19 protein-coding genes and 1 pseudogene are annotated in these 17,207 nt (G+C 68.7%); 3 read left to right on the top strand and 17 right to left on the bottom strand.

The window, feature by feature from the left end; translation table 11 throughout:
* From A5702_RS23910 to fadD5, 4 genes and pseudogenes are all read right to left on the bottom strand, one after another.
* Positions 1–216: pseudogene (locus A5702_RS23910) on the bottom strand (MCE-family protein MCE1A); the annotation flags it as partial.
* A 2-nt stretch (positions 217–218) separates the two neighbouring features.
* Positions 219–1,088 carry an ABC transporter permease gene (locus A5702_RS23905; protein WP_055405530.1) on the bottom strand — a complete coding sequence of 290 codons (870 nt, stop codon included), beginning with the start codon at positions 1,086–1,088 and terminating at the stop codon, positions 219–221.
* A 1-nt stretch (position 1,089) separates the two neighbouring features.
* Entirely contained in the window at positions 1,090–1,905 is an 816-nt protein-coding gene (locus A5702_RS23900; RefSeq protein WP_055405531.1) for an ABC transporter permease, read from the bottom strand.
* A 272-nt stretch (positions 1,906–2,177) separates the two neighbouring features.
* Positions 2,178–3,794, bottom strand: a complete 1,617-nt coding sequence (gene fadD5, locus A5702_RS23895; RefSeq protein WP_068224384.1) for a fatty-acid--CoA ligase FadD5 — start codon at positions 3,792–3,794, stop codon at positions 2,178–2,180.
* Positions 3,795–3,955: 161 nt separating this feature from the next.
* On the opposite strand from fadD5, the gene A5702_RS23890 reads away from it, so the two are divergent.
* Positions 3,956–4,648 carry a GntR family transcriptional regulator gene (locus A5702_RS23890; RefSeq protein WP_082956184.1) on the top strand — a complete coding sequence of 231 codons (693 nt, stop codon included), beginning with the start codon at positions 3,956–3,958 and terminating at the stop codon, positions 4,646–4,648.
* Between the two features lie 5 nt (positions 4,649–4,653).
* On the opposite strand, the gene A5702_RS23885 is transcribed toward A5702_RS23890, so the two are convergent.
* Both A5702_RS23885 and A5702_RS23880 read right to left on the bottom strand, forming a co-directional pair.
* Positions 4,654–5,094, bottom strand: coding sequence for an SRPBCC family protein (locus A5702_RS23885; RefSeq protein ID WP_055405533.1), 441 nt, complete (start codon positions 5,092–5,094; stop codon positions 4,654–4,656).
* Between the two features lie 95 nt (positions 5,095–5,189).
* On the bottom strand, positions 5,190–5,681 hold the full coding sequence (locus tag A5702_RS23880; RefSeq protein WP_068224382.1) for a thioesterase family protein: 492 nt from the start codon (positions 5,679–5,681) through the stop codon (positions 5,190–5,192).
* A gap of 14 nt (positions 5,682–5,695) precedes the next feature.
* Here A5702_RS23880 and A5702_RS23875 point away from each other — a divergent pair, with 14 nt between their 5' ends.
* Positions 5,696–6,805, top strand: coding sequence for an alcohol dehydrogenase catalytic domain-containing protein (locus A5702_RS23875; RefSeq protein WP_068224387.1), 1,110 nt, complete (start codon positions 5,696–5,698; stop codon positions 6,803–6,805).
* 18 nt (positions 6,806–6,823) lie between these two features.
* Here A5702_RS23875 and A5702_RS23870 read toward each other — a convergent pair whose 3' ends face one another.
* The 8 genes from A5702_RS23870 to A5702_RS23835 all read right to left on the bottom strand — a co-directional run bounded on the left by A5702_RS23870 (position 6,824) and on the right by A5702_RS23835 (position 13,438).
* Positions 6,824–7,552 carry an SDR family NAD(P)-dependent oxidoreductase gene (locus A5702_RS23870; RefSeq protein WP_055405105.1) on the bottom strand — a complete coding sequence of 243 codons (729 nt, stop codon included), beginning with the start codon at positions 7,550–7,552 and terminating at the stop codon, positions 6,824–6,826.
* Positions 7,549–7,947, bottom strand: a complete 399-nt coding sequence (locus tag A5702_RS23865; protein ID WP_055405104.1) for a nuclear transport factor 2 family protein — start codon at positions 7,945–7,947, stop codon at positions 7,549–7,551. The genes A5702_RS23870 and A5702_RS23865 overlap by 4 nt, the downstream gene beginning before the upstream one ends.
* A complete protein-coding gene (locus A5702_RS23860; RefSeq protein WP_068224378.1) occupies positions 7,937–8,680 on the bottom strand; it encodes an HpcH/HpaI aldolase/citrate lyase family protein in 744 nt (247 codons plus the stop codon). Before A5702_RS23860 ends, A5702_RS23865 begins: the two co-directional genes overlap by 11 nt.
* Positions 8,677–9,645 carry a zinc-binding dehydrogenase gene (locus tag A5702_RS23855; RefSeq protein ID WP_068224377.1) on the bottom strand — a complete coding sequence of 323 codons (969 nt, stop codon included), beginning with the start codon at positions 9,643–9,645 and terminating at the stop codon, positions 8,677–8,679. The genes A5702_RS23860 and A5702_RS23855 overlap by 4 nt, the downstream gene beginning before the upstream one ends.
* A gap of 1 nt (position 9,646) precedes the next feature.
* Positions 9,647–10,858, bottom strand: coding sequence for a cytochrome P450 (locus tag A5702_RS23850; RefSeq protein WP_055405101.1), 1,212 nt, complete (start codon positions 10,856–10,858; stop codon positions 9,647–9,649).
* Positions 10,855–11,559 carry an NIPSNAP family protein gene (locus tag A5702_RS23845; RefSeq protein ID WP_067822632.1) on the bottom strand — a complete coding sequence of 235 codons (705 nt, stop codon included), beginning with the start codon at positions 11,557–11,559 and terminating at the stop codon, positions 10,855–10,857. The genes A5702_RS23850 and A5702_RS23845 overlap by 4 nt, the downstream gene beginning before the upstream one ends.
* Positions 11,559–12,137, bottom strand: coding sequence for a hypothetical protein (locus tag A5702_RS23840; RefSeq protein WP_068224376.1), 579 nt, complete (start codon positions 12,135–12,137; stop codon positions 11,559–11,561). The genes A5702_RS23845 and A5702_RS23840 overlap by 1 nt, the downstream gene beginning before the upstream one ends.
* A gap of 131 nt (positions 12,138–12,268) precedes the next feature.
* Positions 12,269–13,438, bottom strand: coding sequence for a CaiB/BaiF CoA-transferase family protein (locus A5702_RS23835; RefSeq protein WP_055405098.1), 1,170 nt, complete (start codon positions 13,436–13,438; stop codon positions 12,269–12,271).
* A gap of 107 nt (positions 13,439–13,545) precedes the next feature.
* Between A5702_RS23835 and A5702_RS23830 the strand changes: the two genes are divergently transcribed.
* Positions 13,546–14,232 carry a DUF427 domain-containing protein gene (locus A5702_RS23830; protein ID WP_068224375.1) on the top strand — a complete coding sequence of 229 codons (687 nt, stop codon included), beginning with the start codon at positions 13,546–13,548 and terminating at the stop codon, positions 14,230–14,232.
* Here A5702_RS23830 and A5702_RS23825 read toward each other — a convergent pair.
* Genes A5702_RS23825 through A5702_RS23815 form a run of 3 tightly spaced genes read right to left on the bottom strand, consistent with a single transcriptional unit; the run spans position 14,216 to position 17,184 of the window.
* Positions 14,216–15,367 carry an acyl-CoA dehydrogenase family protein gene (locus A5702_RS23825; RefSeq protein ID WP_055405096.1) on the bottom strand — a complete coding sequence of 384 codons (1,152 nt, stop codon included), beginning with the start codon at positions 15,365–15,367 and terminating at the stop codon, positions 14,216–14,218. The genes A5702_RS23830 and A5702_RS23825 overlap by 17 nt on opposite strands.
* The gene (locus A5702_RS23820; RefSeq protein WP_068224374.1) at positions 15,367–16,287 is read right to left on the bottom strand and encodes an LLM class F420-dependent oxidoreductase; all 921 of its coding nucleotides are present in this window, start codon (positions 16,285–16,287) and stop codon (positions 15,367–15,369) included. The genes A5702_RS23825 and A5702_RS23820 overlap by 1 nt, the downstream gene beginning before the upstream one ends.
* Positions 16,288–16,302: 15 nt before the next feature.
* The gene (locus tag A5702_RS23815) at positions 16,303–17,184 is read right to left on the bottom strand and encodes an acyl-CoA thioesterase II (protein WP_068224373.1); all 882 of its coding nucleotides are present in this window, start codon (positions 17,182–17,184) and stop codon (positions 16,303–16,305) included.
* Positions 17,185–17,207: the final 23 nt, after the last annotated feature.

The following is a 17,207-nucleotide window of genomic DNA, read 5'->3' as shown; positions in this document are numbered from 1 at the left end:
CCCGATCTCCACGCCGTTGTAGGTGACCTTCGAGCCCGGATCCATCACCAGGCCCGCCCGCGACGCCAGCATCGTCAGCTTGGTCTTGGGCGTGAAGTTGCCGCGGAACTGCCCGTAGACCAGGACCAACGCCACCAAGGCGATGATCAACGCGGCGGCGCCGGCCAGCTTGTACGGCGGGTTCCGGGGTTTGTTGACCTTCACTGGGGATGACATGGCTACACCGTCAACGCGAAGTTTGGGTTGACGCCGTAGAGCGCCAACGCGGCGGCCAGAACGACGACCTGCACCGACACCAGCGAGAAACGCATCGATCGGCCGACGGCCTCTCCGACGCCGACGGGTCCGCCGCCGGCGTTGTATCCGTAGAAGCAGTGGGTGATCATCACGACCGCCGTGATGATGATGGCCTCGAGGAACGACCAGAACACGTCGTCGGGACGCAGGAACGTCCGGAAGTAGTGCTCGTAGGTTCCGTTGGACTGCCCGTAGAGCACCGTGGTGGTGATCTGCGGGGACAGGAACGACATGATCATCGCCAGCGCGTAGAGCGGGATGATGACGACCAGGCCGGCCATGATCCGGGTGGTCGCCAGGAACGAGATCGACTTGATGCCCATGACTTCCAGGGCGTCGATCTCTTCGCTGATGCGCATGGCACCCAGCTCCGCCGTGGCGCCGGCCCCGACGGTGGCGGCCATCGCGATGCCCGTGACAACCGGGGCGGCGATCCGCACGTTGATCAGCGCGGCGAAGAAGCCGGTGAACGCCTCGACGCCGATGTTGCCCAGCGACGCGAAGCCCTGGATGGCGACCAGCGAGCTACCCGACAGCGTCACGAAGCCGACGATCGCGACGGTGCCACCGATGACGGCCATGGCGCCCGTGCCCATGCCGATCTGGGCGATCAGCCGCAGGGTCTCCTTGCGATAGTTGCGTAGCGCGTGCGGAACGTGGCCCAGGGCCACCACCCCGAACCAGGCCATCTGCCCGACGTCGTCGAGCCCACGGGCGGCGGCGCCGCCGTAGCGGTTGAGGTTTTCGGCCGCCCGCGGGAAGCGGGCACGCAAGACGGCAGCGGTCGACATGTCAGTGGCCCGTTCCGAATCGCACACCGATGGTGGTCAGCACCACGTTGACCGCGTACAACGCGACGACGCAGAGCACGACGGTCTCGTTGACCGCGGTGCCCAGGCCCTTCGAACCGCCGCGCACGGTCAGCCCGCGGTAGCAGCCGACCAGCCCGGCGATCAGGCCGAAGGTCGCGGCCTTGACGGTCGCGATGACCACCTCGGGCAGGCCGGTGATCGTGGTCAGCGTGGCCAGGTACGCACCACCCGAGACGTTTTGCAGGTAGACGCCGAACAGGTAGCCGCCGACCAGGCCCACGGTGATCACCAGGCCATTGAGCAGCGTGGCCACCAGGGTCGCGGCGACCACCCGGGGAACCACCAGCCGGTGGATCGGGTCGATGCCGAGCACCTCCATGGCGTCGATCTCCTCGCGGATGGTGCGTGCGCCGAGGTCCGCGCAGATCGCCGTCGAGCCGGCGCCGGCGACCACCAGCACCGTGGTCAGCGGGCCGAGCTGGGTGACGGCGCCGATCGCCGCGCCCGCGCCGGACAGGTCGGCGGCGCCGAACTGGGCGAGCAGCACGTTGAGGGTGAAGATCAGCAGCACGGTCAGCGGAATCGAAACCATGATGGTCGGCAGGAACGCCACCCGCATGATGAACCAGCACTGCAGGACGAATTCGCGCCACTGGAACGGCCAGCGGAACAGCGCCCGCCCGGTCAGCACGCACATCCGGAAGAATCCCCCGATGAGCGTCAGGGGGGTGTCCAGCTGGTCGCGTAGGTAATTGACGAGGTAGGGGCCCTGCCGACCGGTCGACGTTGACGTCACCGCTGCCCCCTCCAGCTGGTACCGCGCGCCTGTGGGCGCCCCGGCAGATCGTGTAGCAAGCCTCGCCCCCTCGCCGCAACGCGACTGGGGATGCCCCCGCCTCGCCCCAACCCAACGTGTGTGACCATCGGCTCCCTACTGACAAGTAGTAACGGAGACCACAGGAATGTACCCGATGGCCTTGCACGTGTGAACTGCATCTGCACAATTAACCCTTCGCCAACAGCGGGCAAACGTTACAGTTTCCGTCAGCCTTCCTCTCGCCCCATGAATCATGTTGCCCTAGAACGGTTCTCGTCGATATTTGCGCTTCCGTAACGGATCCGTAGCTCAGTCTTGAGCACCTTGCCGGCCGGATTGCGCGGCAGGGCATCGACGATCTCGAGCGCCTTGGGATGCTTGTAGCGGGCCAACCGCTCGGTGAGGAATTCGTCCAATTCGTCCAGCAGCAGCTGATCGCCGGCGATGGCCGCGACCGCGATCGGCACCTCACCCCACTTCTCGTGGGCCCGTCCGATGACCGCGACCTCGACGATGTTGGGATGGCCGGCCAGAACGTTTTCCACCTCGGCGCAATAGATGTTCTCGCCGCCCGAGATGATCATGTCCTTCTTGCGATCCACCACCCAGACGTAGCCCTCCTCGTCCATCCGGACGAGGTCTCCGGAGTGGAACCAACCCCCCGCGAACGCCTCCGCCGTGGCCTCCGGGTTGTTCCAGTACCCGCTCATCAAAGTCGGTGCGCGGTAGACGATTTCGCCCACCTCACCGATCGGTACGTCGTTCATGTTCTCGTCGACCACGCGCGCGGCAACGGTCGGGATCACCTTGCCCACCGAGCCACGTTTGCGGATCGCGTCTTCGCCCAGCAGCATGCAGGTGACCGGTGACATCTCGGTCTGGCCGAACGCCGCGAGGATCTGGGTCCCGGGGAAGACCGCCGACATCTCGCGCAGCAGCGCGTCGGGCGCCGGCGCGGCCCCCCACGACATCACCCGCAACCTCAGGTCGCGCGGACGCGCCTGTTGCTCGGCGCACACCGCCTGCCACTGCGCGGGGACCAGAAAGATGCCGGTGACCTTTTCCTCGGCCAGCACGTCGAGCAGCTGCCCCGGCTCGAACGCGCCCAGCGGGTAGATCACCGTGGGGATGCCGAGCAGCAACGACGTCAGCATGTTGCCGATGCCGGCGATGTGAAAGAACGGGACGCCGACGAAGCCGACGTCGCTGTTGATGTCGGCGCCGTTGGTGTACAGGCCCGTCATGGTCTGACCGGTCAGGTTGGTGTGGGTCAGTACGGCGCCCTTGGGGCGGCCGGTGGTGCCCGAGGTGTACATGATCAGCGCGGGCGAATCGTTCGGGACGTCGACGGGCTCGTGCGCGCGGCCGGTCTCGTCGATCAGGTCGTCGTAGCCGAGCACGCTGTCGTCGCCCGCGCCGCCGGCCACCACGATCGCTTCCAGCAGTGGCTCGACGTCGCGAACCCCGGTGGCCACCGGGGCGAGCACCGATTCGGTGATGAGCACGCGGGCTTCGCAGTCTTGGACCAGGAACGCGATTTCGGCGGCGGTGAGCCGGAAGTTGAGCGGGACCGCGATGGCGCCGAGCGCGTTGATCGCCAGCACCGACTCCATGAACTCGGGGCGGTTGAGCATCAGCACCATGACCCGATCGCCGAAGCCGACTCCCCGACGGCTCAGCGCATCGGCCAGCGCCGAAACCCGGCCCTGCAATTCACCCCACGTCGTGGTCTTCCCCAGGAAACGCAGTGCTGCCGCGCCCGGCTGCATGAGGGCATGCCGTTCGAGCTGGTTCACCCAGTTCTGGCGCCGGGCCAGATACGGCTGCTCGGTCGCCTGCGCCAGATGGCTCGCTAATTGCGCGGTCAACTCAAGCCTTTCCCTTCACTCGCGCACCGCTTGCGCCAGGTTGATATTTGATAAAACATGGTGTTGTCTGGGTCACATTATGGCCTTAACGCCCAGCTGACAAGCCCCGACCGAAGTTTCAAACCAACCTCCGCGACGCCCCGAAAGCCCTGGCAGCCCCCGTGAACGCACCGATATCCACGCGACTGAGGAGGCGACGGCCACTGCGCCGGGCACAGCTGTCCGATGAGGTCGCGGGCCACCTTCGAGCGGCGATCATGTCCGGGGCGTTGCGGCCGGGAACGTTCATCCGACTCGACGAGACCGCGGCCGAGCTCGGCGTGAGCGTCACGCCGGTGCGCGAAGCGCTGCTGAAGCTGCGCGGCGAGGGGATGGTGCAGCTCGAACCGCACCGGGGTCACGTGGTGCTGCCGCTGACGCGCCAGGACATCGAGGACATCTTCTGGCTGCAGGCCACTATCGCCAAGGAGCTGGCGGCCGCGGCCACCGATCACATCACCGACGCCGAGATCGCCGAGCTCGAGCGCATCAACGAGGCGCTCGCCGCGGCGGTGGGGTCCGGCGACGCCGAGACGATCGCGGGCATCGAGTTCGCGTTCCATCGGGTCTTCAACCAGGCGAGCGGGCGGATCAAGCTGGCCTGGTTCCTGCTCAACGCCGCCCGTTACATGCCGGTGCTGGTGTACGCCGCCGACGAACAGTGGGGCGCGGCCGCCGTCGACAATCACCGACAGCTGATCGCCGCGCTGCGCCGGCGCGACGCCGCCGCGGTGATCGAGCACACCGTGTGGCAGTTCACCGACGCGGCGACCCGGCTGACCGAGCTGCGCGACCGCACCGGAATCTTCGACTGAAGCCGCTAACCGGAGGCGAGCTGCTCGGCGCGCCGCTTCAGGGCTTCGGCGAGGTGGTCCAGCACGTTGCCGACGAGCTGCTTGACCATCGGCGCGGGAACCGGCATCGAGGTCTCCACGTCTAAGTCCACGGTCAGCAGGCTCGAGTTGCCCATCTCCACCACGCTGAACAGCTGCTCCTGCTTGGTGAACAGGTCGCCCTGCTGCAGGACGGTCTGGATCTGGTTCTCCCCCGGGTAGTACACGGCCTGGATGAACATGCTCTGCATGCCCTGGTAGTCGGTGTCGAGCCGCAGCTGGCTCGGGCGCCCGTCGTCGTAGCGGGCGAGCACCCAGAGGCCCTTGATCTCCTCGTTCCACTGCGGGTAGGCCTCGAAGTCGGCGACGATCGCCATGATCGAGGCGGCGTCGGCGTTGACCTCGACGGTCTTGCTCATAACGGGCATTGGCGAAGCATAGCCGGGCGCTCGACGCGCCCCCCAGAGCGCGGGTGGCACGGCGATTTCGCGCGAAAGCCCCGGTGCCGCGGGCGATCTCGGGATTACCGGTCCACCCGCGCCGTCGACAGCAACGAGCGGATGGCGTCCGGAATCTCGACCGGCTTGCGACTGTTCCGGTCGACGTAGACGTGCACCCAGTGGCCCAGCGCGGTGATGGGCTGGGCCCGCCCGCCCTGGGCCGACCGGACCACGCCGAGCCGGTAGGTCACGCTGCTGCGACCCAGCCGGGTCACCGCCAGGCCCACCGCGAGGTCCTCCGGGAAATGCAGCTCGGAGAAGTACCGGCAGCCCGACTCGGCGACGATGCCCAGCGCGGGCGTGGTGAGCGGGTCCAGCCCGGTGCTGGTGTTGATCCAGGCGTTGATGGCGGTGTCGAACAACTGGTAGTACACGGCGTTGTTGAGGTGGCCGAACATGTCGTTGTCGGCCCACCGGGTTCCGACCGGCCAGATGACCGGGAAGTCGTCGCTGGTGAGCCCGTCCGGCGCCGGCGGTACCACCGGAGCCGGCGAGGCAGGCGGTTGGCGAACCATGGTTGTATTCCAGCATGGTTCGGATTCGGGGTGCCGTGCTGGACCGGATCGGTCTGGCCCGCCCGTACGCCGAGTCCCGGCCCATCCGCGTCGTCGATCTCGAGCTGGACCCGCCGGGCAGCGGCGAGGTGATGGTCCGCATCGAGGCGGCCGGCGTGTGCCACTCGGACTTGTCGGTGGTCGACGGCAACCGGGTGCGCCCGGTGCCGATGCTGCTCGGCCACGAGGCGGCCGGGATCGTCGAGCAGGTCGGCGACGGTGTCTCCGACCTCGCCATCGGTCAGCGGGTGGTGTTGGTGTTCCTGCCGCGGTGCGGCCATTGCGCCGCCTGCGCGACCGGGGGCCTGACGCCGTGCGAACGGGGCAGCGCGGCCAACGGCGCCGGGACGCTGCTCGGCGGGGACATCCGGCTCAGCCAGGCCGGCCACCGGGTCTACCACCACCTCGGCGTTTCGGGTTTCGCGACGCACGCGGTGGTCAACCGGGCCAGCGTGGTGCCGGTGCCGCCCGACGTGCCGCCCGAAGTCGCCGCGCTGCTGGGCTGCGCGGTGCTGACCGGTGGCGGTGCGGTGCTCAACGTCGGCGACCCGCGGCCGGGGCAGACGGTCGCCGTTGTCGGCCTCGGCGGTGTCGGCATGGCCGCGGTGCTCACGGCGCTCACCTACGACGACGTGCGCGTCATCGCCGTCGACCAATTGCCCGAAAAGCTGACCGCCGCAAGGGCCCGGGGCGCGCACGAGGCATACACCTCGCAGCAGGCCCTCGACGGCGGCGTCAAGGCCGCCGTGGTCATCGAGGCCGCCGGCCATCCCGCCGCGCTCGAGACGGCCATCGCCCTGACCGCGCCCGGCGGCCGCACCATCACGGTCGGGCTGCCGCCACCGGCTGCGCGAATCACCGTGTCGCCGTTGGGTTTCGTGGCCGAAGGCCGATCGCTGATCGGCAGTTACCTGGGTTCGGCGGTGCCCAGTCGCGACATTCCCCGGTTCGTCGCACTGTGGCAGTCGGGCCGGCTCCCGGTGGAGGCGCTGGTGTCCTCGTCGATCCGGCTGGAGGCGATCAACGAGGCCATGGACAACCTCGCCGACGGCACCGCCGTGCGCCAGCTCATCAGGTTCGACTAGCGCTACCGCGGGTGCGGCTCATCGGATCTGCACGCATTGGCCGCCGTCGACGACCAGTTCGGCGCCGGTGATGAACGACGCCGCCCCGGAGACCAGGAACGCGACCGCGTCGGCGATCTCGCGGGGCTGGCCGATCCGCCCGAAGGCCGACGACGCGGCGAGCCGTAGTTGGGTGGCGTCGTCGAGCATCGGGGTCGCGATCGGCCCGGGAAAGACGGCGTTGACGCGAATGCCGAGGGGCGCCAGTTCGGCGGCGGCGTTCTGGGTCAGGCCGCGAAGCGCCCACTTCGCCGAACCGTAGGCCGCGTGGTGCGGGAAGGGGCGGATGGCGCCGGTGCTGCAGATGTTGACGATCGCGGCGTTGGTCGCCGCGCGGAGGTGCTCCAGTGCCGTGTGGATGCCCAGGAATGCACCGAAACAGTTGACCCGCCAGGAGTTTTCGAACGCATCCGCGGTCTCGTCCGCCAGCGACGCCCGGTGCAACGCGCCGGCGTTGTTGACTAGCGTGGTCAGCGCCCCGAACCGGTCGACCACGGTGCGCACGGCCTGCTCCCACAGCGATTCCGAGGTGACGTCGAGTTCGACGACGATCACCTCGTCGTCGCTCAATTCAGCGACCAGGGCGGTCAGGTCGCCCGCGCGCCGATCACACGCGGCCACCGAATAACCCTCCGCCCGGAGTTTTTTCGCGATGGCCCAGCCCTGTCCCCCGGCCGCCCCGGTCACCAGTGCGACGCGTTCATTCATGACGATGTGACCTCGGGGGCGTCGGAAAGGCCTCGGCTGGTGACGAATTGGCATCGGCGCCGGCGGAAAAGCCACCGCCCGTCGGTGCGGACCAGCTCGTCGTCGTACAGCGCGGGTCGGAGGTTCTGGTCGACCGCCCGGACGAACAGCACCTGCGACCGGGCCGTTGCCGTGTCGTCGTGGACGTCGATGCGGGACACCCCGGTCAGGTGCAGACCCCGCGGGGCATCCCGGAACATCTTGCCGATGCCGTCGTGCCCGGCGAACGTGCGCCCGTAGACCAGGAATTCGGCGTCCGGGGCGAACAGGCGCAGGCAGGCGTCGATGTCGTTGGCGTCCAGCGCCAACGCGTAGGCGTCAATCAGTTCGCGGATCGCGGCCCGATCATCCGTCATGCTTGGCCTCGCGCAGGTGTTCCGCGGCTCCCCGGCGCAGCGCAACCGATTCGGCCGCCAGGGTGATCATCGAGAACCCCAGCTTCGCCATGGCGCGGCCCGCGGTGCCGTCCCCCGCGTGGACTCCGCTAACCAGTCCGGCGGCATCCGCCGCCCGCCGGATGCGCACGATGGCGTCCAGCACGATCGGATCACTGTGCGCCCCAAGCACATCCACGCCGAGCGAAAGGGCCAGGTCCGCGGGTCCCACGTAGAGCCCGGCTAGCCCGTCGACGGCGCAGATCTCGTCAACGGCTTCCAGCGCCGCGGCGGTCTCGATCATCGCGAACACGCTAACCCGGGCTTGAAGCGCGGCGGTGTCGCGGCCGAGGTCGGCGCGCAGCGGGCCGAAGCTGCGGATGCCCGCCGGCTGGTAGCGGGTGGCGGCCACCGCCGCGGCGGCCTGTTCCGCGGACTCGATCATGGCGATGACGACGGCGTCGGCGCCGGCGTCCAGCACACGCCCGATCGGTGCCGGGTCGGCGTTGGGCAGCCGGACGACGGTGCCAATCGGCAGGTGTTCGGTTCGGCGCAGCATGCCGGCGATGTCGGCGTCGTCGAGGTAGCTGTGTTGGGCGTCGAATCCGACGTAATCGTAACCGGCCCTGCTGAATTCGTCCGGGCCGATGAGGCTCGGGCCGGTGATCCAGCCGCCCCAGATCGGCGTCTGCTTGTCGCCCTTGAAGACGCTCACCCGGCGATCGCAATCTTGACACGCTTCGGGTCGGGCCGGCAGGCCAAGTCGAACGCGGCCTGCGCGTCCTCGATCCCGAAGGTGTGCGTGAGATACGTGCCGAGCAGCTCCGGATGTTCGGCGGCGAACTTGCCGGCGAGCTCCAGCATCCGCCGGCGGTCGAGTGTCACACCAGATTTCAGGGTGAGGTTGTTGCGCAGCATCAGGCGCATGCTGATCGGGTAGGCGTCGTCGTCGGCCACGCCGAAATACAGCACGGTGCCGCCGAACGCCGCGGCCTCGATCGCGTGCCCCAGGGTGGCCACCTGATGGCCGACCGCCTCGATGACGACGTCCGCGCGGTCCGCGGCCACGAGCCGGCTCACCCACCGGTCGCTGGTGGCGCGCACCACCTCGTCGACGCCGAAAGCGGTTGCGAAACCTGATCGGTCGACGGGGTCGACTCCAGTGACGCGCCGCGCGCCGGCCGCCTTGGCGACATAGGAGAAAAGCAGGCCGATCGATCCCTGGCCGATGATCGCCACGTGCCTGCCGGTGAGGTCGGGCAGCTGCTCGAGGGCGTACAGGACGCACGCCAGCGGTTGCAGGCCGACGGCCTGGGCCGGGGTAAGTCCCGGGTCGTATGGGGCCAGCCCGCTGCCGTCGCTGATCACCCGCTCCATCAGGCCGTCGAAGCCGGACGCCCAGCCCACCACGCGGTCGCCCGGACGGTGCTCGGGATGGCGGCTGGCGATCACCTCGCCGGCGATTTCGTGGATCGGGAAGCCGTCCTTTTCGGCGGCGCTAACGCCGTCGTCGCCCGGGAGCCGTCCCTTGGCGCCACGAAAGGCCGGCATGTCGCTGCCGCAGACGCCGGCGGCCAAAAACCGTAACAGCACCTGGCCTTCGGCCACGTCCTCGGGCGTCTTCTCGGCGACCGACGTGCACTCCAACACATATGGGGCGATGATCCGGTAGGACCACACGTCAGACCTCCACCGGGATCTTGTTCCATCCCCACTGGAAGCTGGACGGCAGCCGGGTGGCGGCGTCGCCGTCGACGGCGAAGTCCGGCACCCGGCGCAGCCATTCGGCCAGCAGCACATCGATTTCCAGCCGGGCCAGGTGGTAGCCGATGCAGAAGTGCTGGCCGCGTCCGAACGCCAGCGAACGGCGGATGGGCCGGTCCCAGATGAACTCGTCGGGTTCGGCGTATTCGCGTTCGTCGCGGTTGGCCGAGGCCAGCAGGGTGATGACGCGCTGGCCGGGCTCGATCGTTCGCCCGTGAATTGTGTACGGCCGCCGGGCAGTTCGGGCGAACCACTGCGCCGGCGCGCAATAGCGGATCATCTCCTCGCGTGCGATCGGCACGTTGGTGGCGGGGTCGGCGCACACCGCGGCCATCTGGCCGGGTCGCTGACTGAGCTCCCACAGCCCGTGCGCGACGATTTTGGGCACCGTCTCCGTCCCGCCGATGAAGATGCAGAGCATCTGCGTCGCGACCTCGGCGTCGGACAGCGCGCTGCCGTCGGGCAACCGGTAGCGCAGCAGGCCATCGACCACCGGCAACTCGGTCCCGGATGAGTCGGCCCGCCGGCGCTCGACCACCGGCGTGAGGTATTCGAGGTAGTTGGGCCGGGCCTGCGCGGTGTCGACGCCCTCACCGGGCTCGGCCAGGCTGCCGGCATTGACCGCGGCGAGCACTTGGGGCGCGAGATCGTCTGGTAAGCCCAGCAATCCGCACACCATCGACGCCGCGACGATGCCGCCGTACTCCTGCGTCAGGTCGAACGAACCGCGCGGCAGCAGCTCATCGAGGCGCTCGTTGGCGAGCGTACGGATCCTGGCTTCCAGCCCGGCGACCGACCTCGGACGCAACGGCGCCGAATGCGCGCGGCGGATCTCGGCGTACAGGTCCGTGTCGAACACCGCGTGGAAGGGCAGCGGGTGCAGCGGCGGGTCGTCGAGCGGCCCGTCGTTGTGGGAAGCCAGCACCGAGGCCGGGGGCAATGTACCTTCCGTCGCGACGAACGTGCCGTCGTTGACCTCCAACACCTGCCAGATGTCCTCGAAGCGGGACAGCGCGAAGGTGTCCCACTGCGGCATGTAGTACACGGGGTACTGGTCGCGCAGAATTTGGTAGTAGGGCAATGGGTTTGCCATTACCTGTGCGTCGAACGGGTCGTAGGAGAAGCTCACTGCAGCGGCGAGGGCGGTAGGGCCTGCAGGATCGAGTCCTCCCAGCCATCGCGCAGGGCGGGCGCCACGCTCATCCACGTGACGATCTCGGGAGGCGGGCTCTCCTTCCACGAGGGGTAGTGGTTGGCGAAGCATTCCCAGCCGCCGTCGAGCGCCCAGTAGTGGATGACCTCGTTGTAGCGGAAGGTCGTGGTGAACGAGCCCAGCCAGCGTTTGCCGGTCCGTTCCGACCATGGAACGTAGAGGCGCTCCAGTTCGCGGATGTAGTCGTCCTGACGCCCGGGCTTGGTCTGCATGATCTCCTGAATCACCAGCGGCGCGGTGAAATTCGCGTCGCGCAGCTGGGCCAGGGTCTTGTTGCTGGGCCCGGGGTACATGATGCGGCCCTCCCCCGCCGCGCCGGCGTCGGCCAGGAACGCCGACCATTTTCCGGCCGCGGCCTCGTGGCTGCCCCCGCGGGCCTGCGCCGCGCCGATGCGCGCGTAATCGGCGAATCCGTCGATCTCCCAGATGATCGTCACCTGCGGCCAGTGACCGTTGTAGGGCGTCGTCTCCCAAATCGCGAACAGCCGCGCGCCGAGCTCCTCCATCATCGGCCGGTAGGTGTCGGAGAAGACCTCGGTGAAGCGCTCGGTTCGGCCGGTGCCCAGCGAGATGGTCTCGTGCAGGTAGAGAAGCGTGTGCCGGTAGTACTTCTTCATCAGTCGAGCCGGACCAGCCCCGAGTCGCCGCGCGCGCAGGTCGCCAGGTCACAGAGCAAGGTCTCGGTGGAATAGACCGCGGGACAAGCCATCCCGGCCGCGGCCAGCGCGTGGCCCTTGAATCGGCGCGCGGCCGCACTGAGCGCGTACTGCGCCCGGGCCACCCCGCGATCCACCCGCAAGGGCCAACCGGACGGCGCGTGGCCCCACAGCGTGACTTCGGTCAGCCGGTCGTCCAGCGACGCCAGCACCCTGTCGCGCACGCGCGCATCCGCAATGAACGCCTCGGCGCTGACCGCGAGGCTCTGGCTCGCCGGGCCGAGCATCGCGAATTGCTCCTCGAGGTCCAGCGCCCGCACACCGAGGATGCGCAGGGATCGGTCGTCGCCCGCGTCGGGCAGCAACACCGTCACCTGCCAACCGGCCATGGCGCGGTCGTACAGCCAACCCCCGGCCGATTGGACGACGTCGAGGGCGCTCACCGCGATGACGTCGAGCCGGTATCCCAAACGTTCCCGGCTGGCTCCGGCGGCATCGACCCGGGCGCCTTGGCTGATGTCGAACGTTGACGTGACCATTCAATCCGTTCCTCACCGCCGCGCGGGGATTGGCGCTTACGGCAACGCTTGTCCTGGGCTGGGTGCCGCCTTGCGCGGCTCACCGGACAGCGTGACACTTAGGACGATATTTGTAAAGGAGCGACCGGTGGTCACAAGCCGTGGCGAGCCTTGAGCTCGGCGAGCACTTCCTCGGTGTGCTGCCCGAGTTCCGGTGCCGCAGAACGGGGTGCCCATGGGGTGCCGTGGAAATCGGCCGGGGTGGCCACCATCGGAACGACGGATTCGCCGTCCGGCACGTCGACGATGCCGCCCGCGGCGTGGAATTGCTCGTCGGCCACCACGTCCTCGAGCGAGTTGACCGGTGACCAGAAGAAGTCCGGTTCACCGGAAAACGCCTGCGCCCATTCGTCGAGTGTGCGGGTGGCAAAGATGGCGTCGAGTTCGGCGATCAGCTCCGCCGCGTTGACGAAGCGCGCGTACGCGTCGCCGAACCGGGGATCGGTCAGCCACTCCGGATGGCCGACGACGCGACATAGCGGGGGCCAGTGCCGGTCGCCTTCGAGCCCGACGATCCAGAATCGACGCCCGTCGGCGGTCGCGTAATTGTTCATGCACGGGTTGCCCATCGCCTCGCGTTGCCCGACCGCGATCGGCTGACCGGTCAGCAGATAGGTGTTCAGGTCGAAGCTCACCGTGTAGGCGCCCTGGCGGTACAGCGAGGTGCTGACCAGTTGGCCGGTCCCGGTGCGGGCGCGGGCAACCAGCGCCGCGCAGATCGCCGCGGCCAGCGTCATGCCGGCCGAGTGATCGCCCATGCCGCCGCGCTGGAACGGCGGCGTGTCACCGGGCCGGGTGAGCAGATGTGCCACCCCGGCCCGCGACCAGAACGCGGCGACGTCATATGCGGCGCGGTCGGCGTCGGGCCCGGTCTCGCCGTATCCGGTGATCAGCCCGTAGACCAGGCGGGGATTGCGCGCCGACACCGATTCGAAGTCCAGTCCGAGGCGCGACAGCGCGCCGGGCCGCACGTTCGTCACGAAAACGTCGGCGTCGGCGAGCAATTCGAACGCGGTGTCGCGGCCCGACTCCCGCGCGAGGTCCAGCACGACGCTGCGCTTGGAGCGGTTGTCCATCTCGAAGGGCGGGTTGACGCCGAGGTCGCAGCCCAACATCCTGCCGAACATGCGTCCCGGGTCCCCGCGCGGCGGCTCGATCTTGACGACGTCGGCGCCCCAGTCGGCCAGGATGCCGCCGGCTGCCGGCCCGGCCACCCAGACCCCGAGCTCGACGACCTTGACGCCCTCCATTGGTCCCGCCATGGCTAAGTTCCTACTCCGCGCTCTTCGAATGTCACGCCGGCGTGACGGTCCATTGCCAGTGCCACGCTAGCGTGACGGTCGAAGGCGTGGGCGATGGAAGGAGCACCATGAGCCTCGTTGCCGGACGTGGTCCGCTCAGCAGTGATCCGGCCGGGCGGTTCTCCCCCGCCATACCGGACGGCGTCGTGTTCGTCGAGCCGCACCCACGGCGCGTGCAGGCGATCCAGGACGGGCGCCTGGTGATCGACACCGAGCGGGCGATGCTGGTGCACCGGCGGGGCCGGCCGCTCAGCTACGTTTTCCCGGCCGACGCGGTCGCCGACCTGCCCACCGAACCCGAGCCGGAGGCGCCTGGCTTCGTGCACGTGCCGTGGGACGCCGTCGACACCTGGCTGGAGGAGGGACGCGAGCTCGTACACTATCCGCCGAACCCCTACCACCGCGTCGACTGCCGGCCGACGAGGCGCCGCCTGCGCGCCAGCGTCGGGGGCGTCACGCTGGTAGATACCGATGACACCGTTATTGTGTTCGAAACGGCCTTGGAGCCAAGGCTTTACGTCGATCCGACGCACGTGCGCACCGACCTGCTGCGCCGCACCGACACGGTGACGTATTGCAACTACAAGGGCTTCGCCACCTACTGGTCGGCCGTCGTTGACGATCACGCGATCGACGACATCGCCTGGAGCTATTCGGATCCGCCACCCGAAAGCCTGCCCATCAAGGGCTTTTTGAGCTTCGACCTGGCCCGGGCCGACGTCGTGGCCGACCTGCCGCTCACCCGCCGTAGCTAGGGCGTCCCAGCTTCAGCTCGTGCTGGGCGATCATGTTGCGGAACACTTCAAGGGTGCCGCCATAGATGCCGAGCGGCAACGAGAGCCGGTAAAGATGTTCCGCCGCACCGTCGGTGGCGGAGCCTTCGGTTTCGGTCGGCAACGCCGAGGCCGAGCCCATGATGTCCATCAGGTCACCGGTGATGTCGCGCATCGTCTGCGCGACCGCGACCCGGCCGAACATTCCGGGCGATGACAGCGACGCCTCCATGCGCGCGACGGCCCGTCCGAGCCGGTACTTCACCGACTCGTCGTCCGTCGCCGAAACGACGGCCGCGACGGCGTCGATCACTTCGGCCATCAGGTCGCCGTGCGCCGCCATCGCCGCGACGTATTGCAGCCCATGGTCTTCCGGGTCCACGATGCCGTGCTCGGAGTCCAGCGCCGCGCGCATCACCGTCCAGCCGCCGTTCACCTCGCCGATGCGGTAGACGTCGTCGACGCGGACGTCGCTGTAGTAGACGATGTTGGTGCGGTCGCCGTCCAGCGTCCGGATTCCCTGGATCTCGATGCCCGGCGTGTCGAGGGGCACCAGGAACATCGTCAGGTTCCTGTGCTTGGGGCCCTGGGGGTCGGTGTTGGTGAGCAGGAAGACGTACCTGGCGTTCTGCGCGTTCGACGTGAACATCTTGGAGCCGTTGATAATCCACGCATCGCCGTCGCGCACCGCGCGCGTCTTGCAGGTGGCGACGTCGGAGCCGCCCTCGGGCTCGGTGTAGCCCAGACACAGCCGGATCTCGCCGGCCAGCACGCCCGGGATGACCTTGTCGGCTAACTCGGGCACCCCGAACTGCCGCACCAGCTTGGCGACGACGGACGTGGTGCCCCAGTGATACCAGGGGGTGTGGGCGCGGGCGATCTCGAGCTGGAATATGCGTCGGCGCACCGGGCTGAAGCCGCCCTCGGCCTCCAGCTTCCAATCGGATGCCAGGTAGCCGGCCTCGCCGAGCGCCAGATGCACCTCCTCGTCGAAGTTTTCGCCGAACTTCAGCTGCCGGTGCAGCACTTCGTCGGTGACGTGCTTGGCGATGAACGCCCGGGTCTCGTCGCGGAAGGCCTGGTCCTCCGGGGAGAGTTCGACGCGGGAGAAGTCCATCAGGCCGCGTCGATCACGAGGGTGCGGAATCGGTCGAGGGTCTCGAGCGCGTGGGTGATGCTGTCTCCGGGCAGGTGCACGCTCACCCAGGTAACCCCAACGCCCGCAAGCCTTTCCAAGCCGGCGAGGTAGGCGTCGGCGTTGAATGAGTCGTCGGCGGGGCTGCCGCCCTCGAAGTTCGCGAAGGTGATGTCGATGGTGGACCAGTCGCGGCCCGCGGCATCGCACCGGCGCCGCAGATCGTCGATGCCTTCGGTGAGCCGCGCCACGGAGTCGATCACCGCGGTGCCCGCCGTCTGCGCCAACTGGGGAGGGGCGGGGAATGGGCACCAGCCGTCGCCGTATTGCGCCACGCGCTGGCGCGCCGACGAGGTGTTGCCGCCGATCCAGATCGGCGGGTGCGGATCGCTCAGCGGGAGGGGGTGCGCGGTGATCCCCCGCGCGCTGAAATGCTTGCCCTCGAAGGTGATGTCGTCGCCGGTCCAGACAGCCCGGATCACCTGCAGTGCTTCCTCGAACAGCTCGGCCCGCTCGTCGTAGCTGACACCGAGCGCGGCGAATTCCCGCTTCAGATAACCCACACCGACCGCGAGCGTGAAGCGACCGCCGGAGAGCAGGTCCAGCGTCGCGCCGGACTTGGCCACTACGAACGGGTTTCGATACGGCAGCACCACGATGTTGGGGATCAGCCGCAGCGTCGTCGTCGTGGCCGCCGCGAAACCCAGCGCGACAAAGGGATCCAAAGCGTCATGCCCACCGGCTTGGAGCCACCGCTGCGACGGCGCCGGGTGGTCGGTGAAGCCGAACCCGTGAATGCCGGCCGCCTGGGTGGCCGCGGCCACCTTCGCGATGCCGTCCCCGCTGACCAACTCCGGGTTGTACGGGTGGCTGTGCATCGGATGGGTGATGGTGAAGTGCATGAGCGCGGCCCGCCGTCAGAATCGCGCGCGGGAATCGATCGCCGTGTCGGTGGTGCGCAGCGGCCGGATCAGCGCCTCCTGGGCGAACGAGCACAGTAGCTCGCCCGCCTCGGAGTGCACGGTGCCGCGCACGTACGACATCCCCGCGCCGACCTGGGTGCTCTCGTGGGTGTAGAGCAGCCAGCCGTCCCAGCGCACCGGTTCGTGGAACGCCACCGAGATGCTCATCGGTGCGGTGGACACGGTCAGGTGCGCCTGGGCGGTGCCAATGCCCTCGTGCGGTCGCATCGTCGTGGAGATGCCCAGGTGGCCGGTGAAGTACGCGAGCAGCGCCTTGGCCAGGTCGTCCCGTTCCGGGATCGGGTCGTAGTGCAGCCACGCGTGCAGCTCGGGTGGCCCGACCTCGTCGGGGCTGTTCACGTCGACGACGTCGACCAGGCGCAGTTCGCGGCCCACCATCGGCATCGGCGAGGGAATGGCGTCCGCGGGCCCGGTCACGTCGGGGCGCGGCAGGTGGTGGCGGATGACGTCGCCGGTCGGCACGTCGGCCAGCACCGTGATGCTCAGGCAGCGCCGCCCGTTCTGGTGGACGGCGACCACCGCCGTGGCGGTGGACCGGCCCTCGGCCACGACGTCGAGGACGAGTTCGATCGGCGGGCCGACGGTCACCGCGCGGGAGAACACCGCGTGCGCCGAACGCACCGACTTGTCTCCGAACCGTTTGGCCACCGCCACAATCGCCTGGGCGAGCACCTGGGTGCCCTCCACCACCTGACGTTCGTCGCCGCCGGCGATCCCCGTGTCGCCGGTGAACCGGTCCGGCCCGTCGGCCCGCACGTCGAACAGGTCCAGCAGGCCCTGCACGGTCCACTCGGTCTGCTCAGATTCCGTGGTCAAGTCGGGTCCACCTCTCGGCTAGC

It is taken from the genome of Mycobacterium sp. E3339, assembly GCF_001666915.1.
Taxonomy (GTDB): Bacteria; Actinomycetota; Actinomycetes; order Mycobacteriales; family Mycobacteriaceae; genus Mycobacterium.
This window is presented reverse-complemented; position numbering and strand designations above follow the sequence as displayed.

Coding starts and splice junctions, on each gene's coding strand:
- A5702_RS23830 (WP_068224375.1), top strand. CDS start 13,546: ATGAGCCTCGTTGCCGGACGTGGTCCGCTCAGCAGTGATCCGGCCGGG.
- A5702_RS23870 (WP_055405105.1), bottom strand. CDS start 7,552: ATGAATGAACGCGTCGCACTGGTGACCGGGGCGGCCGGGGGACAGGGC.
- A5702_RS23905 (WP_055405530.1), bottom strand. CDS start 1,088: ATGTCGACCGCTGCCGTCTTGCGTGCCCGCTTCCCGCGGGCGGCCGAA.
- A5702_RS23880 (WP_068224382.1), bottom strand. CDS start 5,681: ATGGTTCGCCAACCGCCTGCCTCGCCGGCTCCGGTGGTACCGCCGGCG.
- A5702_RS23840 (WP_068224376.1), bottom strand. CDS start 12,137: ATGGTCACGTCAACGTTCGACATCAGCCAAGGCGCCCGGGTCGATGCC.
- A5702_RS23845 (WP_067822632.1), bottom strand. CDS start 11,559: ATGAAGAAGTACTACCGGCACACGCTTCTCTACCTGCACGAGACCATC.
- A5702_RS23825 (WP_055405096.1), bottom strand. CDS start 15,367: ATGGACTTCTCCCGCGTCGAACTCTCCCCGGAGGACCAGGCCTTCCGC.
- A5702_RS23835 (WP_055405098.1), bottom strand. CDS start 13,438: ATGGCGGGACCAATGGAGGGCGTCAAGGTCGTCGAGCTCGGGGTCTGG.
- A5702_RS23820 (WP_068224374.1), bottom strand. CDS start 16,287: ATGCACTTCACCATCACCCATCCGATGCACAGCCACCCGTACAACCCG.
- A5702_RS23875 (WP_068224387.1), top strand. CDS start 5,696: ATGGTTCGGATTCGGGGTGCCGTGCTGGACCGGATCGGTCTGGCCCGC.
- A5702_RS23865 (WP_055405104.1), bottom strand. CDS start 7,947: ATGACGGATGATCGGGCCGCGATCCGCGAACTGATTGACGCCTACGCG.
- A5702_RS23885 (WP_055405533.1), bottom strand. CDS start 5,094: ATGCCCGTTATGAGCAAGACCGTCGAGGTCAACGCCGACGCCGCCTCG.